The following is a 20,122-nucleotide window of genomic DNA, read 5'->3' on the forward strand; positions in this document are numbered from 1 at the left end:
TTATCACCAGACCTAAGTGCTGGGCATGGATGCCATAGAGCGGAAATGCCATTCAAGGGCCCAGCCGCATCTAGACTGGGTCATTTGTAACAAGCTTATTTGAGCAATTAATCTTATTGAAAAATAAAATGGGATTTTGAGACGAACCTAATTGGCCGCCCCCTTGCATCGACTTCGAATGAAGCTAGGGGTCTTGGACAAGATGATGCTAATGCCTTATGCAACTAAGCAAACATCAACACCAGCCAAGATACCAAGTTGAAAATACTGAGAGGGCTTGTTATTCCACAAGCCCTCCTTGCCAACTAATACCACTTGGTATAATTAGCTAGATCAACCACCAGTTAGCTTCTGCCACCAAGACAAGGGTTCACCACAGTTTATGGCAGGATGATAGCTTGCAGCCAATGCGGGCAGTGCTATGGTGTTTGCACAGCCTGCTTCCATGGCCTTACCTGTGGTTCTGTCGAAGTGTGCATTCACCACGCCATTGACAGGGGTACGTCTTAAGCTGATCGGCGGACGATTTTCGAGAAAGTTTTGGTAGACGGCCATGGCGCCGTTACTGCCGTAAAGGCCAGTCTTACCGTTATCGTCTCGTCCAACCCAAATTGCCGCCACATTACGTTCATCGAAACCGGCAAACCAAGAGTCGCGAGAGTCGTTACTGGTACCTGTCTTACCCGCTAAAACTTTCCCTGGGAAGGCCTTACCAAGACGAGTTGCAGTGCCTGATTGCACCACTTGAGTCATGGCATATTGCACCAAGAAGTTTGTCGCGGGGTCCATCGCCTGACTCTGAGGAATATTTGATACAGGCAGTGGATTATTGTCCTTGTCTAAAACCGCTGTGATGGAAGATAGTCGACGGTATCGACCATGATCGGCAATGGTTTGATAAACCTGAGCCACCATCAAGGGCGATCCATTAACCGCCCCAAGCAGCATAGAAGGATACTCAGAGATAGGCTCCCTCCACCCCGCCTTGTCTAAGGTTGTCGCCACACTACTGACTCCTATGGCCATGCCCAAGTTTACCGTAGGCACATTCATCGACTTCTTCAAACCCGTAAGTAAGGGGACTTCACCGCTAAACTTTCTGGTTACATTCTGTGGCGACCAGGTTTTACCCTGACCATTTTTCAAGGTAATAGGCCGATCTTTCAGTGGCGTCGCCAGGTTATATTTATCACCTTGCATAAGCGCAGTACCATAGACAAAAGGCTTTATCAGGGAACCTATAGGACGACGTATTTCAACGGCGCGGTTATAGCCCTTGTAGCCAGGAGACTTATCTCCCACCATGGCAGCAATGCCAGCAGAAGCCTTATCGGTCAGCACCATGCCTACCTGAAGCTGCTTAATATTCTTACCCAGTCGAGCCATCACCTTCTTGACCGATTTTTCAGCCGCTTCTTGAGCCATAGGATCCAGTGTGGTGTAAACCTTAATTCCCGACTGCTTGAGTAAGGTATCTCCGAATCGTCTCGCCAGTTCGTGTTTCACCACGGCAAAGAAGGCGGGTAACTTTTGATGCACGGGTCTATCTGATTTTCTCAATCCAAGAGGAGACTCGGCGGCCGCCTTGTATTGAGCCACAGAGATTTTCTCACCTTCCATTAAGAGTCTCAGCACCAGATCTCTGCGCTCCTGAACTCGCTCAGGATAACGCCAAGGATTGTAATAAGAAGGTCCCTTAATCACGGCCACTAAGAAGGCTTGTTGGGACAGAGTCAATTCGGCGATAGGACGACCAAAATAAAACTGAGACGCTAGCCCCATGCCGTGTACGCCACGGGCCTTATCTTGACCCATGTACACTTCATTGAGATACGCTTCTAAGATCTCATCTTTGCCGTAACGAAAATCTATGATCAGGGCCATCAAGGCTTCACGGGCCTTACGCACCAGTGAGCGCTTGCTGGACAGGAAGAAGTTTTTAGCCAGCTGCTGGGTCAGTGTCGAGCCCCCTTGCACAGTTCTTCCAGCGCTTATGTTAACCATCAAGGCTCGGAGAATAGCTAAAGGATTCACGCCGTGGTGTTCGTAGAAGCTTCTGTCTTCCACTAGAATCAGGGCTTCGATAATCGCTGGCGGCATCTTAGCGGCTTTCACAAACAGCCTGTCTTCACCATCACCTGTGATGATGCGATCCAGTAATACAGGTTCGAGATGAAACACTGCCAGTTGACGATGATCTTCAGTTCTGACAACTGAATCCACACCTTGAGAGTCGAAGCTTATCATCACTCTCTGCTCCGCCTGATCCCCTTGAGGATGCAGAAAAGGCCTACGCCAGAGATCGACTCTAGTCCTAGAAGCGGAAAACTCACCCACCTGTCTGGGGTTAGAAACCTTACGATAACCAAGTAACTTAAGTTCAGAGATCAATTGGCTATGACTGACTGCGGCGCCGGGATAAAGGGCCATGGAGCGACTGAATACCTGAGCGGGAAGGTGCCATTTCTGCCCTTCGAATTTCCGCGCTATGATTTGATCCAGATAGATGCTGTAAATAGACACTGCAGCTATGGCAATAACACCTAGCTTCCAGCTGATAGACCAGACTTTACGCTTCCAACCAGGGGATACTTTTTTAGCTGAAGACTTTTTACGCGGCTTAGCTTTAGATGGTGCTTTCTTGGCACCTTGTTTAGATACTACTTTCTTTGTCATCATGATTCCGAAAAAAGGTTTCAATCCCCGGGAACTTAGCCCAGGGAACTAGCGATCATTTCTACTAAATGTCTTTTTCTTGGTAAAGCGGGTCGGTAAGGTATTGGCAGGATCATCTGGCCACAGATGCTTGGGATACCTGCCTTTCATCTCTTTCTTAACTTCAACATATGGCCCTTGCCAGAAGCTGGCCAGATCGGCAGTTAAGGCTAAAGGTCTACGGGCCGGAGAGAGCAGCTCCATGGTCACAGTAAGCTTACCATTAGCTAGAATAGGGCTCTGCGCCATACCTAATGCTTCTTGTAGCCTGACACTGAGCCTGGCCCTGCCCGCATCATCGTAGGTAATACTCGCTCTGGTGCCAGTCGCCATAGGCCAATGACAGGGGAAAAGCTTGTCGAGGCGCTGCTGTTTATCCCACTCACACAGATTAAGCAGCAGAGTATAACAGTCAAGAGCCCGCAGTTGTGACAAGCTTCTGACATCGTTAATGTAAGGTCCCAGCCAATCTTCCAAGGTCTCTAATAGATGTTGCTCGCCGATATCCGGCCAGCCAGTATCGGCATCAAGCTCGGCTGCTAGTTTGACTCTATGTTGGAGCTGTAATGTCTTAGGGTTAAAATCAAGCAATTCCAATCCCTTACTATAAACCTGTTCAAATATTGCCGCTTTTATCTGCTCGACTGCCGGCTTATTGGTGGCTGTCTTACTCAAGACAATTTGACCGATTCGCTGTCGCCTTTCGGCAAAAAAGCGTCCTTTGCCATCATCCCAGCCACAATAATCCTGACTCTTGACCAAAAAAGATAAGCGTTTCTTAAACAAATCTTCATCTATCTCCGCCGCCAAATAGACTCTACCACTGGTTCGGCCCTCACTCTCCTGGAAATCCGCTACCACTAACCAATCGGCCCGGGCCAATGGATCATGCTCGGGAAGAGTCACTCCTGTGCCATTTGCCAGTTGATAGCCAGACACACCTCGGCTCTTAGCTATTCGGTCTGGGAAAGCCAATGCTAGCAGCAGGGCAATATCACCGGAACCCACAGATGAGACCAGATGATTCAGGTCAAGATTAACCTTGAGCTTCTTCATCCAACTACGTACCTGTTTACCGGCTTCGCCCTGAATGGCCTCTCTAAGATAGTTACTGATATCGACGCCATGTCGACCCAGTGAGCGGGATTCTAAAATCCCAGCGAGTAGACAAGCCAATCCCACCAGATGAGCATCCCCCTGATTTGCCGAAAGCACCTTGGCCTTGAGTAACATATGCGCCAGCCTAGGATGACATCCCAACTGATAGGCTTGACTGCCATGGCGAGTCAAGGTTCTGCGTACATCGACCAGCTCTAATAACTCAAGCAACTGCCAGGCCACGGTCTCATTGGCCTTCGAAGGCTGCGTCAGCAGAGGTAAGTCATTAAGCGCCTTGACTCCCCAACAGGCTGCATCCAGTGACATAGGAAGAAGATCGCTATGCAAAATTTCCGGCTCATCCGCCTTTAATAGTCGCCCTTGCTCCTCTTGACTCCAGAGGCGCAAACAATAACCGGCAGATAGACGCCCCGCGCGCCCCGCCCTTTGGGCCGCAGATGCCTGACTGATGCGTTTGAGTGTCAGACGCGTCACCCCGGTTTTAGGGTTAAAGCTGGCATGGCGTTTATAACCGGAATCGACCACCATAGTGATACCGTCAATGGTCAGACTCGACTCGGCAACATTGGTAGACAAGACGATTTTACGCTTGCCATCTGTGGCTGGAGCTATGGCCCTGTCCTGGGCCTTAGCCGGCAGACTGCCATAGAGGGGGCAAAGAGAAAATACATTGAGATCTAAACGCTTGGCCAAATAATCATGTAGGCGCATGATCTCCCCCTGACCGGGAAGAAACGCTAGCAATGAACCATTTTTGTCGATACTAGCAGGACTTTTATCATCGCCATTGAGCAAGTCGACGATACATTTCCCCATATGATCTAACCAGATTTGGTTGCGATTCTGATAAGGATTGCTCCCTTGAGTTCGCCCCTTAGATTCAGCCAGGCTTCGATAACCTAGCTCGACCGGAAAGCTGCGGCCCTCACTCTGCAGTGAGCAGGCGTTTGGCATCAGAGTCGATAGTGGCAGACCAGCAAGCGTGGCTGACATGGCTAAGATCTTAAGATCCTCTCGAAATGATCCTTGGATCTCCAGCGCCAACGCCAAACCTAGATCCGTAGTGAGATGACGTTCATGGATCTCATCGAAGATAATCAAGGCGATTCCGCTTAACTCGGGATCTTGCTGGATCATGCGAGTCAAAATACCTTCGGTGACTATCTCTAATCGAGTGGAATCACTACAACGAGACTCGCCTCTAACTCTATAACCTACCTCAGTGCCTATCTGAGATCCCCTCTGGCTGGCAATATAATGCGCCACACTCCTTGCCGCCACACGCCTAGGTTCCAGCATCAAGATTTTGCCTTTCAGCTCACTCCAATCCAACATGGCCAGTGGTAAGGCCGTGGATTTACCAGCACCGGTGGGCGCTTCCAGAATAACTTGATTATTGGCATGAAAAGCCTCTCTCAAGGGCGAGAGCAGCTGGTGTATGGGTAACTGATTCAAGGGAAGTGAGGTCTCGATGATTAATGGCGACCCAGTGTACATTATTGCTGAGGCGATGGCATGGGCTCTAGTCCCAGTGAACTCTGACTCACCGAGTCGTCAAATATGATAAAAATGCATTTATAAATAAAAACTTAGCCTGTACAGGTATTTTCACGCCATAATATAAAGAACGAGGGAAGTAAGATGCAGCGACTATTTTTAGGTGTCTCGCCAACTAAGCAGCAAGTTAATCAGCTCTGTGATATTCAGTCTCTATTGAAGGCCGCTGGCCACAAAGGCTATGGCCGCCCAGTCAATCGAAACAATTTCCATATGACTCTGGCCTTTCTCGGTCAAACCCATGATGCTTGTCTTGCTCAGTTAATTAAGGCTATCGATCTAATGGCTCACACCGATGGCTGGACAAAATTTAGCATCACCTTTGACAAATTAACCTTGTGGCGTAAACCTCAAGTCCTGTGTTTATCCGCGCCTTCCTTGACTCAGGTATCACTCAATCCTGACTTGTACTACGCCGTGGAACATTGCCAGAGGATTATTCACTCGATACAGTCAAAATCGGCACCTAGCAGCTCCATAGACAATGGCGTCGAGCAGCTAACTCGCCCCCACCTCCATTTCACTCCCCATATTACCTTACTCAGGAAAGCCAAGTTGCTACCTAAAGAAACTCTGATGCAGCTGGGCTTAACGCCGATCACACTGACGCCAAATCAGATGCACTTATATCAATCTGTCAGCGGCGAACGTGGCGTCGAATACCATATTTTACAATCTTGGCCATTAGTCTAACTGGCTAATCATTGCATCATCTAGCAGGAAAGATATGAAGCTCATCAGCGCCAGAGTGACATGTGAACACGGGCGATAAATCCAGCCTAAATAAGCAGATATATCAGACTCAATACCAATCGGTATAACTTGCTCGAGGAATGAGCACCCACAAAATAAAAAGCCAGAGTCACTATCACTCTGGCTGGGTAAACTTGGCTATATCAGGCTTAAACTTAGTCGTGAAGCAAGCCAGCTATGGTCAGCATACCGTGTGTGGTACCACCTGCAGCCCAAAGTCCATTTGGAGAGTCGGCAAAGGCAGAGGCTAGATCCATATGCAGCCATTTCACATCCGGTGACACGAAACGCCACAGGAAGCCTGCCGCATTTGATGCGCCGCCGGCTCCACCACCTTTCATGGGACGACTGTTCGCCGTATCGGCATAGGCAGATGGACACATCTCGCGATGCCAAGGATCTAACGGCAGAGGCCAGACACGCTCACCCACTTCGGCCGCTTTAGCTTGTGCCATTGCCAGCACTTCACTCGAGGGGGAGAAGATAGCATTGTAGTTAGTTCCCACCGCCATCACAGCCGCGCCAGTTAAGGTTGCAGCATCTATGACCAATTCCGCACCCGTAGCTGATGCAGCCTGTAGACCATCGGCCAAGACTAAGCGTCCTTCGGCATCGGTATTGACCACTTCGACGCTAACACCGTTCTTATAGGTCAGGATGTCACCCAATTTATAGGCATGGCCACTGATCAGATTCTCAGCACAACAAAGAAACAGCTTCACACGCTTATTCAATCCTTGCTTCATCGCAAGACCAAGGGCTGCTGTCACTGTGGATGCGCCGCCCATATCACACTTCATACCCAGCATGCCTTCAGTGGCTTTGATACTGTAACCGCCTGAGTCGAATGTAATGCCTTTACCCACTAAGGCTACAGATACAGGTGCATCTTCTCCTAGCGGGTTATAGTCAAGTTCAAGCATGGCTGGAGGACGTTCACTGCCACGGCCCACGGCATGAATACCGACCCATTTCTGTTCTAAAAGCTCTTGGCCTTCAATAATACGGTAAGTCACCTTATCGCCGCCGATCTCAGACAACCAATGTGCAGCCAGAATAGCTAACTTAACAGGAGCCAGATTCTCAGGGGTTTCATTGATCAAGTGGCGCGCAAAACTCGCACTCTCGAGACGGTTGTTGAGTTCGGTTTGAGCCGAGTCATCACCGGTCCAACGCACATCTGGTTCAGACTTAGCCGTGGTGAAGCCCAGAGAGAAGGCCCACTGTGAGTCCACACTCCACAACTCGCCTTCCAGCGCTATGGTCGATAAACCTTGGCTACGCAGCTTACGTGCCGCTTGCTGGATCTGACGCAACTCATCTTCACCTTGGAGATGAATAATCGCCAGATTATTGCTAAAAGTAACATCAGCCTTGCCCCAATGGGCGGCAGGTGCATCTTTGCTAAGAGTAACTTTCATTAAGTCTGTCATGGGGTTCCTTACTGAACTATTTCTTATTTAGTTTTGCACGCAGTTTACTGCATAGAATCCGATACCGACAGTTAAAAGCTGATAACCTTGTGCCATTATTTCAATAATCGTGGATCTCAAGTCATGGAGTTCAGTCCCTCTTTCCAACAGGGAAAATTAATCAAAAGATACAAACGCTTCCTTACGGATATCGAACTCGAAGATGGCAGCCTGGTTACCATTCACTGCCCCAATACTGGCTCCATGAAGAATTGCTTGTTTGAGGGGGAAAGAGTCTGGTTTTCTACCTCAGATAACCCTAAACGTAAATACTCACGAACCTGGGAGCTGGCCGAGTCCGACCAAGGCCACCTTATTGGCATTAATACCGGCAGAGCCAACCAGCTGGCAGAAGATGCCATTAAATCCGGCGTCATCACAGAGCTACAGGGCTACGGTTATCTTAAACGTGAAGTGAAATATGGCAGTGAAAATAGCCGTATCGATATTCTTTTGCGGGACGAGTCTAGTGTGAGTCCTAAACCTGATTGCTATGTAGAGGTAAAAAGTTGCACCTTATTAGAAGAGGGACAAGGCTACTTTCCTGACTCAGTTACCACCCGAGGACAGAAGCATCTGCGAGAGTTAATGGAGATGGTCGCCTTGGGCCACAGAGGCGTTTTACTTTTTGTGGTGCAGCATACTGGTATCGATTCGGTACAAGCGGCCGCTCATATTGATCCAGAATATGCCCAACTTCTCATAAAGGCACATCAATCTGGCGTCGAAATATTCGCCTATTGTGCAGAAATGTCGCCAAATCACTCCTTCTTGATTAAATCCTGTCCTGTCAAACTCTAAATGAACGGTAAAAGTTGAATTAATTAAGAATAGGGGACATAGTCAAGGAATATCATTATCGCAACACAAAAAGTTTGCTTGCTGTATCAGTTTCTGGTATAGATATCGGCCTTAAAATACAAGCGCCCTACAACGCAAATGATTAACAGGAGATGCGTTATGCCAGAAGGCACTAAAAAACTCGGCGTGCTCGCTATCGCAGGTGTAGAACCTTATCAGGTAAAACCTGGTGAGGAGTACATGAACGCAAATCAGTCGAGCCACTTCAGAACGATTCTGGATGCTTGGCGTAATCAATTGCGTGAAGAGGTCGATCGTACTCTAAGCCACATGCAAGACGAAGCGGCTAACTTCCCGGACCCTGTGGACCGTGCAGCACAAGAGGAGGAGTTCAGTCTAGAACTTCGAGCTCGAGATAGAGAACGTAAGTTGATCAAGAAGATCGAGAAGACACTTCAGAAAATTGAAGATGATGACTTTGGATTCTGTGATTCTTGTGGCATCGAAATCGGTATACGCCGTTTAGAAGCTCGTCCAACGGCCGATCAGTGTATCGACTGTAAGACACTTGCAGAGATTAAAGAAAAGCAGATGGCAGGCTAATCTGACTCACCTTGCTTTAATATCTAGTAAGCATAGGCAAGAATAAGTAAAGCGGGGCCTAGCCCCGCTCTCATTCCTCTCCCCTCTATAATCCAATTCTGCGTTAATCTTGTCTTAGGTGAAATAATTTGAATCACCAACAATATATCGGCCGCTTTGCCCCCTCTCCTTCGGGCCCCTTACACCTTGGTTCACTCGTTGCCGCTCTGGGCAGTTATTTGCGTGCCCGCTCACAAAACGGCCAATGGCTGGTTCGGGTCGAAGATATCGATCCCCCTCGGGAAATCCAAGGAGCAACGGATGACATATTACGCACCTTAGAGGCCTACGGACTTCATTGGGATGGCGATGTCTTATATCAAAGTGAGCGTCTCGATACTTATCAGCACCAGATAGACAAGTTAGTGGCACAAGACAAGGCATATTACTGTCAATGTAGCCGCAAACAGATCAAAGCCATGGGCGGGACCTATGATGGACGCTGTGGTCGGCTAACTCAGCCACACATCAGCGGCGCTATTCGCATCCGCAATACTGCAGGCATTGATAGGTTTGACGATGTGCAGATGGGAGAAGTCAGGGTTGATAATAACTTTGCCACTGAGGACTTTATCATCAAGCGCAGTGACGGTTTATTTGCCTATCAATTGGCCGTGGTGATGGACGATGGTTTCCAGAAAATTACCGAGGTGACACGGGGTAGTGACTTGCTTATCCCCACTTGTAGGCAAATCAGTCTGTTTCAGATGTTTAATCAGCAGCCACCTACATGGCTCCACTTACCCCTAATCTGCACCAGCCCAGGGATGAAACTTTCGAAACAGAACTATGCCGCTGCCATAGACAAGGCTCAGCCCCAAATTAGCTTCAATGCCGCCTTAGCATTTTTAGGCCAGGCCCGAGTATCGCCTGAACAACAAATGGAAAAAATGGTCTCTCAGGCCGTCGCACAATTCGATCTTTCCTTAGTCCCTAAGCAAACAGAAATCATCCAAGCTTAAGAATATACTCATTAGGTTTCATTTGGGGTATCATAGCCGCCTTGTTGTAACCCATAGTACTTTTTCACGGTACAGATGCAATTCCGAGGTGTCCCATTTTTCGCCGTATTAGCAAATTCTGTAAACAGTTATTTGATAACAAACAGACGACTGAAGAAACTACAAATTCAGGCTTAAGTCTGGACATTGTCCCGAGACAAGATCACGATATTTCTCGGAGACAGATGAGCGAAAACGCCATAAAGGTACTCTATCGCCTACATAAGTCTGGCTTTAAGGCGTATCTAGTCGGTGGCGGCGTGCGCGATATTCTCCTGGGATTACAACCTAAAGATTTTGATGTTGTCACCAATGCCACACCTGAAGAGATCAAGGGTCTGTTCCGAAATTGTCGACTCATTGGCCGACGCTTTCGTCTGGCCCATATCGTCTTCGGCCGTGATGTCATCGAAGTTGCTACCTTACGCGGTCATCATGTGGACTCGGGAGAGAAAATCTCCAAGACCAATGCCGAAGGTAGACTGCTGCGTGATAACGTCTATGGCACCATAGATGAAGATGCCGAACGCCGTGACTTCACCGTCAATGCGCTCTATTACGACATCAGTGACTTCTCTATTCACAGTTATGGCGGTGGTCTTCAGGATCTTCAGTCTCGAACCATCAGGATGATAGGCGATCCTAATACCCGCTACCGTGAAGATCCTGTGCGTATGCTCAGAGCAGTGCGCTTCGCCACTAAGCTCAACATGACCATAGAGAAAGACACAGCTGCGCCGATTTCTGAATTGGCACCTCTGTTGAAAGATATCCCAGCGGCCCGCATGTATGAAGAGATCCTTAAACTCTTCTTCAATGGTCATGCACTGAATAACTTCAACATGATGCGTGATCTAGGTCTGTTTGAACCACTATTCCCTCTGGTCAATAGTCAACTTGTCGATGAGCCAAATGGCCCGGCGAATAAGATGATGAAGAGCATAATGCAGAGTACAGATTCTCGGGTAAAAGCCGAGAAAACGGTCACTCCAGCATTCTTCTACGCCGCGATTCTTTGGTACCCCCTCAGTCAACGCGCCGATGATATCGCTTTAGAGGGTGGTTTAAGTCTTTACGATGCCTATTACGCCGCTATGGGCGATGTAATGGAGCAACAATGTAGTACCATCAGTATTCCACGCCGCTTCAGTACTCCGGCGAAAGATATCTGGCAACTACAGTTACGATTCGATCGTAACCAAGGGACACGCGCCTTCAAGTTTATCGAACATCCTAAATTCCGTGCTGCCTATGATCTGTTATTGCTTAGAGCAAGCGCAGAGGGTGGCGCAGTGGCTAAATCTGCCGCTTGGTGGAAGAGCTTTGTCGAAGGTGGTGAAGAGCAACGTAGCGTCATAGCTCGCTCAGTCAACAAGGGCAGTCGTAACCGTAATTCGAATCAGCGCCGTCGTCGTAAGCCATCGGCTAAGAAGACCTCGGAGAATACAGGCGAGCAAGCAGCTAGCCCGTCAACGGATAAGCCTGCCGGCTAATGGCCAAGGTTTATCTTGCTCTCGGGGCAAACCTAACCGACCCAGTATCTCAGCTCGACAGTGCCTGTAAGGCACTGACCGAGCTCGCTGGCTCTAGCATCAAGCCCTCACTCACAATATCCTCTTACTATCGCTCGGCTCCCATGGGCGATGTAGTCCAGCCTGATTATGTTAATGCTGTTGCCTGTTTCCATACTCGTCTCGATCCCATCGAGCTGTTAGACGCATTACAGAAGATAGAGAATGAACAGGGTCGGGTCAGATTAGAACGTTGGGGTCCACGCACCTTAGATCTCGATATCTTACTCTATGACGATCAGACCATAGAGACTCCCAGACTCACAGTTCCCCACTATGGTATGAAACAGCGCAGCTTCGTGCTTATCCCCCTTGCCGAGATTGCACCTAATCTGACACTGCCATGTGGTACCGAACTCAACAGGCTTATCAATGAAGATTTGGTCGCAGAATTAGAACAAATAATCAGATAATATTGAACTCTGGTGGGAGTTAGCATATAACAACTATCTATCAAGAATTCATAACCGTTTTTTAATCAGATTTAAGAAAGTCACTATGTCTAAGATAACTAGCTCTACCCTGCTCAAGTTTAAGCAGGAAGGTAAAAAGTTCACTTCACTCACAGCCTATGATGCAAGTTTTGCCAGCGCATTCGACAGTGAAGGAGTTTCTGTATTACTCGTAGGTGATTCTATGGGTATGGTACTTCAAGGACATGATGATACTCTGCCGGTCACGGTCGAAGATATCGCCTATCATACTCGCTGCGTTCGTCGTGGAGTTAAACGTGCTCTGCTTATCGCCGACATGCCATTTATGAGTTACGCCACTCCAGAGCAGGCTATGACCAATGCTACCGTGCTGATGCAAGCCGGTGCCAGCATGGTCAAGGTTGAAGGCGGCCATTGGCTATTAGAAACAGTGACCAAGTTAACCGAGCGTGGCATTCCAGTTTGTGCTCACCTAGGTCTTACACCTCAGTCGGTTCATGTATTCGGTGGCTTTAAGGTCCAGGGACGTGATGCAGACAATGCCCAGCGCATCTTAGATGAAGCCAAAGCCCTAGAAGCGGCAGGCGCTCAGCTATTGGTGGTCGAATGTATTCCTGCGCCATTAGCAAAAGCTATCAGCGAAGTCCTTACTATCCCAGTGATTGGAATAGGTGCTGGCGCCGATACAGATGGCCAGATCTTGGTCATGCATGACGTTCTGGGCATCTCTACTGGCTATATTCCTCGCTTCTCTAAGAACTTCCTCAAGCAGACCGGTGAGATCCGTGAAGCCATTCGTGCCTATATCGATGAAGTCGAGAAGGGTATATTCCCGGGCAGTGATCATACATTTAGTTAGACAATTATTTGTCCCTCTAGATAAAACCATGGACAAGGTCGCCGGCATAACACAGGTTAAGCCGGCGATGCTGATAACCAAGAATATGAAAATAGCTAAGGATTGCCATCAGGCAGGTCTTATCAAAGCGCAGTGACAGGCACAATCAAGATGATCACCACCCAAGAGATAACACAAATACGTGAGCAAGTTCGTGCCTGGCACGCCAAGGGCGAAACCGTCGCCTTCGTTCCCACTATGGGCAACTTGCACTTAGGCCATATCACCCTTATCAAGGAAGCGGTAAAACGAGCCGATCATGTGGTCGCCTCTATCTTCGTCAATCCTATGCAGTTCGGTCAGAATGAAGACCTAGATGCTTACCCTAAAACCTTGGCCGCCGATCAACAGGCCCTAACAGATGCAGGGGCTGAACTATTGTTTATTCCGACCCCAAAAGTCATCTACCCCAAGGGCACAGAACAACAGACCTATGTCGAAGTTCCCAAGATCTGTGATCAGCTGTGTGGCGCCAGCCGTCCGGGTCACTTTCGCGGTGTTGCGACCATAGTGTGCAAGCTGTTTAATATCGTCCAACCCGATGTAGCCCTATTTGGTAATAAAGACTTTCAGCAGCTACTGGTGATCAAGACCATGGTCGAAGATCTCTCTATGCCTATCGAAATAATAGGAGTCGAAACCATACGTGAAGAGTCGGGTCTGGCCATGAGTTCTCGTAATGGTTACCTGACTCCATCACAGAAAAAGCAGGCCGCCAAACTCAAACAGGTAATGGATGCCATGTCTGTCAAGATTAAGTCAGCTCAGGCCATCGAAGATGTTATTGGCCAGGCCAAAGCTGAGCTCGTCGAGGCAGGTTTTAAACCTGATTATCTAGAAGTTCGCAGCGCCATCGATCTCTCGGCATCTAAAGCAGAACATAAAGCCTTAGTGATTGTCGCCGCAGCCTATATGGGCACAACCCGCTTGATTGATAACCTCTGCTTCGAGCGCTAATCCCACGCGTCTCACATCAAGACAGCTCACACTAGTATCGGCTCTGGGCACCTAAGGGTGCCCTTGCTAAATACCGCTCCTCACGACTTACTGATTAATCTTAAATCTTCTAAAACAACAATTAAACTTGGGCTAATTCTGTCCATCAAAAAATGTAATAAACTGGTTTTATCTAGTAAGTTACGCCATAGTATTAATTGAAAATACAGCGCTAAAGACTGAAGGGATTTTGGGTAAATACCCAATAAACAGTCGGCTAAAACTTGTCCGTTAAATTATTTACCAGGACATGACAGGTAATACAGAGGAAGTTAAGCCCAATGGCAAGAGAGATCCTAACAAGAATATCTCAGCTCTCCCCCCAGCGACTTAGGTTAAATTGTCGTTTAGCGGCTTGCCTATTATTCTGTCTTATGGTTAATTCGGCTCAAGCCAATAGTATTTATAAATGCATTAAAGATAATAAAGTTGTCTTTAGCCAGACTATTTGCCCGAAAGATTCTAGTCAGCATAAAATAGAATATGAGTTTGGGATCACCACAGAGACAGATTCAGATAAACGTGAAAATACAATCGACCCCCTGCAAGCTCTGTTGAGTCAGCAAGTCATCTCAAAAGAGAAATTACTGCATCTACTCAAGAGTGAGATATACCGCTTAACTCAGGAGCTAAGTTATTTCAGCATTCTCAAAGCCAGTGAGTTAAAAAAAATTGAACGTAAGCGCTATTGGGAAAAGAAAGATAACAATAATGCTGAATATCTCACTGAGGTCAAAGAGATGAATACTTACTTCGATGATCTCGTTAATATCAATCAAGTCACCATAGATCTTCTCAAGGAGCGCAAAATGCAAATAGAGGCCGAGCCAAACTTGGAAGATAATACTGATACAAAATAGACAAGATAAGCGATACAAATAAAATGAAACATACAGCTCAGCCTGCCTCACAATCTCAAACAAAAATCCAATGGCCCGCCATATTGATCCACATGGAAGATGATGAACTCGTCTACCTTGAAAATGAACAAGACTGGGAGTTAGAAGCCCAAGGACATATAGACGATTTGAGTCACTTGTTCGACTCCTCTGGAGTAAGCTTTTGTCTCAAACTAGATACACTAGACGCTAATATTCCGAATAAGCATCTAAGCTGGATACCGGCCACTGAGCCAATGTCACTCGCACAAGTATTAAGCCGCATCAGACAACACGCCAGCACACTAGGCCACTGCTGCACCGCTAAGTTAGGCGCAAACACAGTAGAGCAAGCATTTGAAATTATTAAGTATTTAGATAAGTAACAGCAAGAGCAGAAAATGAGAAACGAGTCCCTAGATACCGACACCTAGGAACCCGTACTTTATCGCGATAAGGTTAACTACGTAGGCCTATTCCACGACTGATAAGGTAATAGGCAAGCGCCCATAATCCAACACAGAAACCCAGCATCACGGCAACAGATAATGGCACACTGATGTCGGCGTAACCTAAGAAACCGTAACGAAATACGTTGATCATGTACACCACAGGGTTTAACTGTGACACGCCTTGCCAGAAATCGGGTAACAGTGACAATGAGTAAAACACGCCTCCCAGATAGGTCAAGGGTGTCAGCACGAAGGTAGGCACTATGCTGATATCATCGTAACTGTTAGCGAATATTGCGTTGATTAACCCGCCCAGTGAAAACAAGATCGAGGTCAATAATACTGTGAGTATGACTAAACCCACGTGATGCAGGCTGATATCGACGAAGAACATGGCCACTAAGGTCACTATAGAGCCGACACACAGGCCTCGAACCACTCCTCCCCCCACATACCCAGCAATCATAACGTAATGCGGCACAGGTGCTACTATCAGCTCCTCTAGGTTGCGTTGAAACTTGGCACTGAAAAATGACGAAGCAACATTAGAATATGAAGCTGTGATCACCAACATCATAATCAAGCCTGGAGCAATAAACTCCATATAGCTAACACCGCCCATCTCACCTATGCGCTTACCCACTAGATTACCGAAGATAAGGAAATACAAGGTCATGCTGATCGCTGGCGGCACTAAGGTTTGTATCCAGATACGAGTAAAACGATTGATCTCTTTGGTCAAAATACTCTTAAATGCGGTGGCATATAGGGCTTTCATGTTCATGATGATGCTCCTTTACTGGCTGAGTCTTCCTGATGTGCCAGCGGCTCAATGGATCCCTTCTCCACCAATTCCACAAACAACTCCTCCAATCGGTTTGACTTGTTGCGCATGGATAGTACCTCTATGCCCTGCTCGCTGAGCTGGGTAAATACACCATTAAGGCTCTGCTCCTTGGCCACATCGACTTCCAAAGTATGACTATCTATCAGGCGACACTTAATACCATCCAGCCTCGGTACTAGACTGAGATCCTTGCCAAGATCCAGTACGAATGTCTCCATATTCAATCGACTCAACAAGGATTTCATGCTGGTGCATTCGACCAGAAGCCCCTTGTCTATGATGCCAATATTACGGCACAACATTTCGGCCTCTTCGAGATAATGAGTGGTCAAGATAATGGTCACACCTTGCTCGTTGAGTTCGGTGAGGAAGGTCCACATGGAGCGTCTAAGCTCAATATCTACCCCAGCGGTAGGTTCATCTAATATTAGTAACTGAGGTTCATGCATCAGGGCTCTTGCTATCATCAGTCGACGCTTCATGCCACCAGACAGAGCTCTAGCTGGACTATCTCGTTTCTCCCACAGATCCAACTGAGTCAGATACTTCTCGGCGCGTTTCAAGGCGACCTCTTTCTTCACCCCATAATAGCCGGCCTGGTTAACCACAATCTGCAGTACTTTTTCAAACTGATTAAAGTTGAATTCCTGAGGTACCAGACCGATACGCAGCTTGGCCAAGTCTAGTTCTTTGTCGATATCGTGTTCAAACACAGACACCTTTCCCGAAGACTTCTGCACCAGTGAGCTAATCACACCTATCGTGGTAGATTTACCTGCGCCATTAGGTCCAAGCAGGGCGAAGAAATCCCCCTTCTCCACCGTTAAACTGATCCCTTTTACTGCCTCAACACCACCTTTATAGGTTTTCTTTAGATCTTTGATCTCGAGAGCGTAAACCGGGGAATTCTTTGTATTCGCCATGTATATCCTAATTCCAGTATGTCACTGGCCATGAAAATCTGAATGTATCCCATTGAATAAATTAATGTCATCGGTAAAAACGAGTCATGATACCGATTAATATTAATCGAGATTCGGAGACTGAATGAACTTATATTGGGACATTTAAGTAAAAAAAAACCCGCAAGTGCGGGAATTTTAATATAAAACTATCTTCGCTAAATACCCTGGGATTACTTACTCTGAAGGAATCACTTTAGCGATATAGGGTAAGTTACGGTACTGCTCGGCGTAATCGATACCATAGCCAACAATAAACTCATTGGGAATGGTCAGACCGATAAAGTCTATCGGTACATCTACCTCACGACCTTCTGGCTTATCGAGCAAGGTACAGAGGGCTAGACTACTCGGCTCACGCAACAATAACAGCTCGCGGATCTTGTTGAGTGTGTGACCTGAATCGATAAGATCTTCAACAATTAGTACATCACGCCCCTTGATGTCAGATTGCACATCCTTGAGAATCTTCACTTCACGTGTGCTGGTCATGGCATTGCCATAGCTGGAAACCGACATAAAATCGATCTCAACATGGCCCTTGATACGACGACATAGATCAGCCATAAAGACCACAGAACCTTTCAACAAGCCCACCATCAACAGGCGCTCGCTGTTAGCATAATGAGCATTAATCTTCTCGGCTAATTGGTCCAGTATTAGATCGATCTCCTGGGCGGAGATCATCTCTTCAATCGTGTGTTTCATAACTCTCTCAACTTTACTTTCAACTGACTCTATAAGTGTCTTATTTATCGCTATCTTCGGCGTTATGTTTATCATAACCCCAACGATTTGTTAAATCATGCTCTACGCCCAAATGGTCAAGAATTCGGGCGACCATGAAGTTTACCAGATCTTGCACCGATTTGGGATCATGATAAAAACCAGGAGCCGCCGGCATTATGGTCGCCCCTAGCTTTGACAGAGACAACATATGCTCTAAATGTATGGAACTAAAGGGGGTTTCCCTTGGTACCAAGATAAGCTGACCGCGCTCTTTAATCACTACGTCGGCGGCACGTTCTAACAAACTATTGCTCATTCCCGTCGCTACAGCGGCTAGAGTGCCAGTACTGCAGGGACAGATCACCATCTGCTTAGGCGCCGCAGAACCAGAAGCTGGGGGCGAGAACCATTCATCCTTGCCTAATACATGTAAGGATCCCTTGAGCGGCGACCCATACTCGCCTCTGGCTGCAAACAACTCATTTAACTGTACTTCAGCCTTATTGCCATTGGCACTGAGTTGCACGCCTTCCTCGGTTGCCAGCACGACACGAGCCGCGCTGGAGATCATCAAAAACACCTGATAATCGGCGGCTAACAAGCACTCGAGTAACTTGAGCCCATAAGGTGCCCCCGAGGCACCTGTCCAGGCCAAACTGATCGACTTTTGCTTTTTTGGATAGCTCATAAAATCTCGATAAATAGTTATAAGCGGTAAGTACTAAGCGGTAAGCTCAAGACAAAGCATAGGAAATATTGAGGACACACTTAATTCCCTATGACCTTTTCTTAAAACTTATGACTTATAAACTTACAACTTGATCTTGCAACTTCTCTAACAGCTTCTTATGCAATCCGCCGAAGCCGCCATTGCTCATGACAATTATAGTGTCGCCACTGTTCGCCTTGTTAGCCACAGCCGCCACGATCTCATCTATGTCATATAGCACAGATACGGGTAACTCGGCTTTTTCCATCGCAGCTTCGATATCCCAGTCGATACTGTCGCCCTGATAGAGATATGCCTCGTCAGCGAGGGACATAGAATTTGCCAAAGTGTCCTTGTGTACACCACTCTTCATGGTATTAGAACGTGGTTCAAGAATAATGGTGATCTTGGCCTCTCCCACCTTGGCACGACAACCCTGTAAAGTCGTAGCGATAGCTGTTGGGTGATGAGCAAAGTCATCATAAACATCTATACCCTTGATAGTACCAATCAGCTCCATGCGACGCTTAGGCGGCTCGAATTGAGCCAAGGCTTGAATAGCAGCCAGTGGCTTAACGCCCACATGACGCGCTGCTGCGATAGCCATGGTAGCATTCTCAACATTGTGTTGGCCTATCAAGGCCCAATCTAAGATGCCCTGAGACTCTCCATCGAAAAATAACTCGAACTTGTGGCCGTCAGCGGCGATTAACTGGCTAGACCAAGTGCCTTTGTTGTCCCCAGCAGACGATCCTTTATTAACCGATACCAGATCCGCGCAGTTTCCAGCATAAACCTCTTGCTCGCTCCAACAGCCCATATCGATCACTTGCTGCACCGCCTCACAGTCTTTGGGCCAGATGATCTTGCCCTCTCCCGGTACAGTACGGATAACATGGTGAAACTGACGTTGGATCGCCTTCAAGTCATCGAAAATATCGGCGTGATCAAATTCGAGATTGTTGATCACTAGAGTGCGTGCTTGGTAATGGACAAACTTAGAACGTTTATCGAAGAAGGCACTGTCATACTCGTCGGCTTCCACCACAAAAAATGGGGAATTACCGAGGCGGGCCGATACACCAAAGTTTTGCGGTACGCCGCCAATCAAGAAGCCAGGCTCATAGCCACAATCTTCTAATATCCATGCCAGCATACTCGACGTAGAGGTCTTGCCATGGGTACCCGATATCGCCAGCACCCAACGTCCCTTAAGAATATGCTCAGCCAGGAATTGTGGCCCAGAGGTATAAGCGATGCCGCGGTTAAGCACAGCTTCCACGCAAGGGTTGCCTCGACTCATGGCATTACCAATCACCACTAAGTCCGGTGCATCATCTTCGTTTTTGCCAAGCTGACTGGGATCGAAACCTTGAATCAGTTCGATACCTTGCTCCTCGAGCTGAGTGCTCATGGGCGGATAAACATTGGCGTCGCTACCTGTGACCCTGTGACCTTCGGCTCTGGCAAGCAGTGCTAGCCCCCCCATAAAGGTGCCGCAGATGCCTAAGATGTGTACATGCATGGAGTTGGCTCTGATGAAAAATAATCTGAAGGGTATTCTAACGGGATGGGGGTCCATTGTC

General features: G+C 47.5%; 18 protein-coding genes. 10 read left to right on the forward strand and 8 right to left on the reverse strand.

Going from position 1 to position 20,122, the window contains the following annotated elements:
* Nucleotides 1-333: 333 nt before the first annotated feature.
* Both mrcB and hrpB read right to left on the reverse strand, forming a co-directional pair.
* A complete protein-coding gene (gene mrcB / locus SVI_RS17050; RefSeq protein ID WP_013052879.1) occupies nucleotides 334-2,676 on the reverse strand; it encodes a penicillin-binding protein 1B in 2,343 nt (780 codons plus the stop codon).
* Nucleotides 2,677-2,724: 48 nt separating this feature from the next.
* The gene (gene hrpB, locus SVI_RS17055; RefSeq protein WP_013052880.1) at nucleotides 2,725-5,331 is read right to left on the reverse strand and encodes an ATP-dependent helicase HrpB; all 2,607 of its coding nucleotides are present in this window, start codon (nucleotides 5,329-5,331) and stop codon (nucleotides 2,725-2,727) included.
* A gap of 144 nt (nucleotides 5,332-5,475) precedes the next feature.
* Here hrpB and SVI_RS17060 point away from each other — a divergent pair, with 144 nt between their 5' ends.
* Entirely contained in the window at nucleotides 5,476-6,084 is a 609-nt protein-coding gene (locus SVI_RS17060; RefSeq protein WP_013052881.1) for a 2'-5' RNA ligase family protein, read from the forward strand.
* 215 nt (nucleotides 6,085-6,299) lie between these two features.
* On the opposite strand, the gene pepB is transcribed toward SVI_RS17060, so the two are convergent.
* Entirely contained in the window at nucleotides 6,300-7,577 is a 1,278-nt protein-coding gene (gene pepB / locus SVI_RS17065; RefSeq protein ID WP_013052882.1) for an aminopeptidase PepB, read from the reverse strand.
* Between the two features lie 123 nt (nucleotides 7,578-7,700).
* Between pepB and sfsA the strand changes: the two genes are divergently transcribed.
* The 9 genes from sfsA (at nucleotide 7,701) to SVI_RS17110 (ending at nucleotide 15,223) form a co-directional block, all read left to right on the forward strand.
* A complete protein-coding gene (sfsA, locus tag SVI_RS17070) occupies nucleotides 7,701-8,417 on the forward strand; it encodes a DNA/RNA nuclease SfsA (protein WP_041420062.1) in 717 nt (238 codons plus the stop codon).
* Between the two features lie 159 nt (nucleotides 8,418-8,576).
* The gene (dksA, locus tag SVI_RS17075; RefSeq protein ID WP_013052884.1) at nucleotides 8,577-9,020 is read left to right on the forward strand and encodes an RNA polymerase-binding protein DksA; all 444 of its coding nucleotides are present in this window, start codon (nucleotides 8,577-8,579) and stop codon (nucleotides 9,018-9,020) included.
* 128 nt (nucleotides 9,021-9,148) lie between these two features.
* Nucleotides 9,149-10,021 (forward strand): tRNA glutamyl-Q(34) synthetase GluQRS, encoded by an 873-nt coding sequence (gene gluQRS / locus SVI_RS17080; RefSeq protein ID WP_013052885.1) that lies wholly within the window; start codon nucleotides 9,149-9,151, stop codon nucleotides 10,019-10,021.
* A 224-nt stretch (nucleotides 10,022-10,245) separates the two neighbouring features.
* Nucleotides 10,246-11,553, forward strand: a complete 1,308-nt coding sequence (locus SVI_RS17085) for a polynucleotide adenylyltransferase PcnB (protein ID WP_013052886.1) — start codon at nucleotides 10,246-10,248, stop codon at nucleotides 11,551-11,553.
* Nucleotides 11,553-12,044 (forward strand): 2-amino-4-hydroxy-6-hydroxymethyldihydropteridine diphosphokinase, encoded by a 492-nt coding sequence (gene folK, locus SVI_RS17090; RefSeq protein WP_013052887.1) that lies wholly within the window; start codon nucleotides 11,553-11,555, stop codon nucleotides 12,042-12,044. Before SVI_RS17085 ends, folK begins: the two co-directional genes overlap by 1 nt.
* Before the next feature lie 85 nt (nucleotides 12,045-12,129).
* Nucleotides 12,130-12,924: a 3-methyl-2-oxobutanoate hydroxymethyltransferase gene (gene panB / locus SVI_RS17095; protein ID WP_013052888.1), complete on the forward strand. Its 795-nt coding sequence runs from the start codon at nucleotides 12,130-12,132 to the stop codon at nucleotides 12,922-12,924.
* A gap of 150 nt (nucleotides 12,925-13,074) precedes the next feature.
* Nucleotides 13,075-13,920 (forward strand): pantoate--beta-alanine ligase, encoded by an 846-nt coding sequence (gene panC / locus SVI_RS17100; protein WP_013052890.1) that lies wholly within the window; start codon nucleotides 13,075-13,077, stop codon nucleotides 13,918-13,920.
* A 320-nt stretch (nucleotides 13,921-14,240) separates the two neighbouring features.
* Nucleotides 14,241-14,819, forward strand: coding sequence for a DUF4124 domain-containing protein (locus SVI_RS17105; protein WP_013052891.1), 579 nt, complete (start codon nucleotides 14,241-14,243; stop codon nucleotides 14,817-14,819).
* Nucleotides 14,820-14,842: 23 nt separating this feature from the next.
* Nucleotides 14,843-15,223: a DUF4144 domain-containing protein gene (locus SVI_RS17110; protein ID WP_013052892.1), complete on the forward strand. Its 381-nt coding sequence runs from the start codon at nucleotides 14,843-14,845 to the stop codon at nucleotides 15,221-15,223.
* 73 nt (nucleotides 15,224-15,296) lie between these two features.
* Here the strand turns inward: SVI_RS17110 and SVI_RS17115 are convergent, their stop codons facing one another.
* The 5 genes from SVI_RS17115 to mpl form a co-directional block, all read right to left on the reverse strand.
* Nucleotides 15,297-16,067, reverse strand: coding sequence for an ABC transporter permease (locus SVI_RS17115; protein ID WP_013052893.1), 771 nt, complete (start codon nucleotides 16,065-16,067; stop codon nucleotides 15,297-15,299).
* Nucleotides 16,068-16,069: 2 nt separating this feature from the next.
* The gene (locus SVI_RS17120) at nucleotides 16,070-17,059 is read right to left on the reverse strand and encodes an ABC transporter ATP-binding protein (RefSeq protein WP_013052894.1); all 990 of its coding nucleotides are present in this window, start codon (nucleotides 17,057-17,059) and stop codon (nucleotides 16,070-16,072) included.
* 216 nt (nucleotides 17,060-17,275) lie between these two features.
* The gene (gene hpt / locus SVI_RS17125; RefSeq protein ID WP_013052895.1) at nucleotides 17,276-17,806 is read right to left on the reverse strand and encodes a hypoxanthine phosphoribosyltransferase; all 531 of its coding nucleotides are present in this window, start codon (nucleotides 17,804-17,806) and stop codon (nucleotides 17,276-17,278) included.
* A 40-nt stretch (nucleotides 17,807-17,846) separates the two neighbouring features.
* A complete protein-coding gene (locus tag SVI_RS17130; protein WP_013052896.1) occupies nucleotides 17,847-18,515 on the reverse strand; it encodes a flavin prenyltransferase UbiX in 669 nt (222 codons plus the stop codon).
* 115 nt (nucleotides 18,516-18,630) lie between these two features.
* A complete protein-coding gene (gene mpl / locus SVI_RS17135; protein WP_013052897.1) occupies nucleotides 18,631-20,061 on the reverse strand; it encodes a UDP-N-acetylmuramate:L-alanyl-gamma-D-glutamyl-meso-diaminopimelate ligase in 1,431 nt (476 codons plus the stop codon).
* Nucleotides 20,062-20,122: the final 61 nt, after the last annotated feature.

It is taken from the genome of Shewanella violacea DSS12 (genome assembly GCF_000091325.1).
GTDB classification, from domain to species: Bacteria; Pseudomonadota; Gammaproteobacteria; order Enterobacterales; family Shewanellaceae; genus Shewanella; species Shewanella violacea.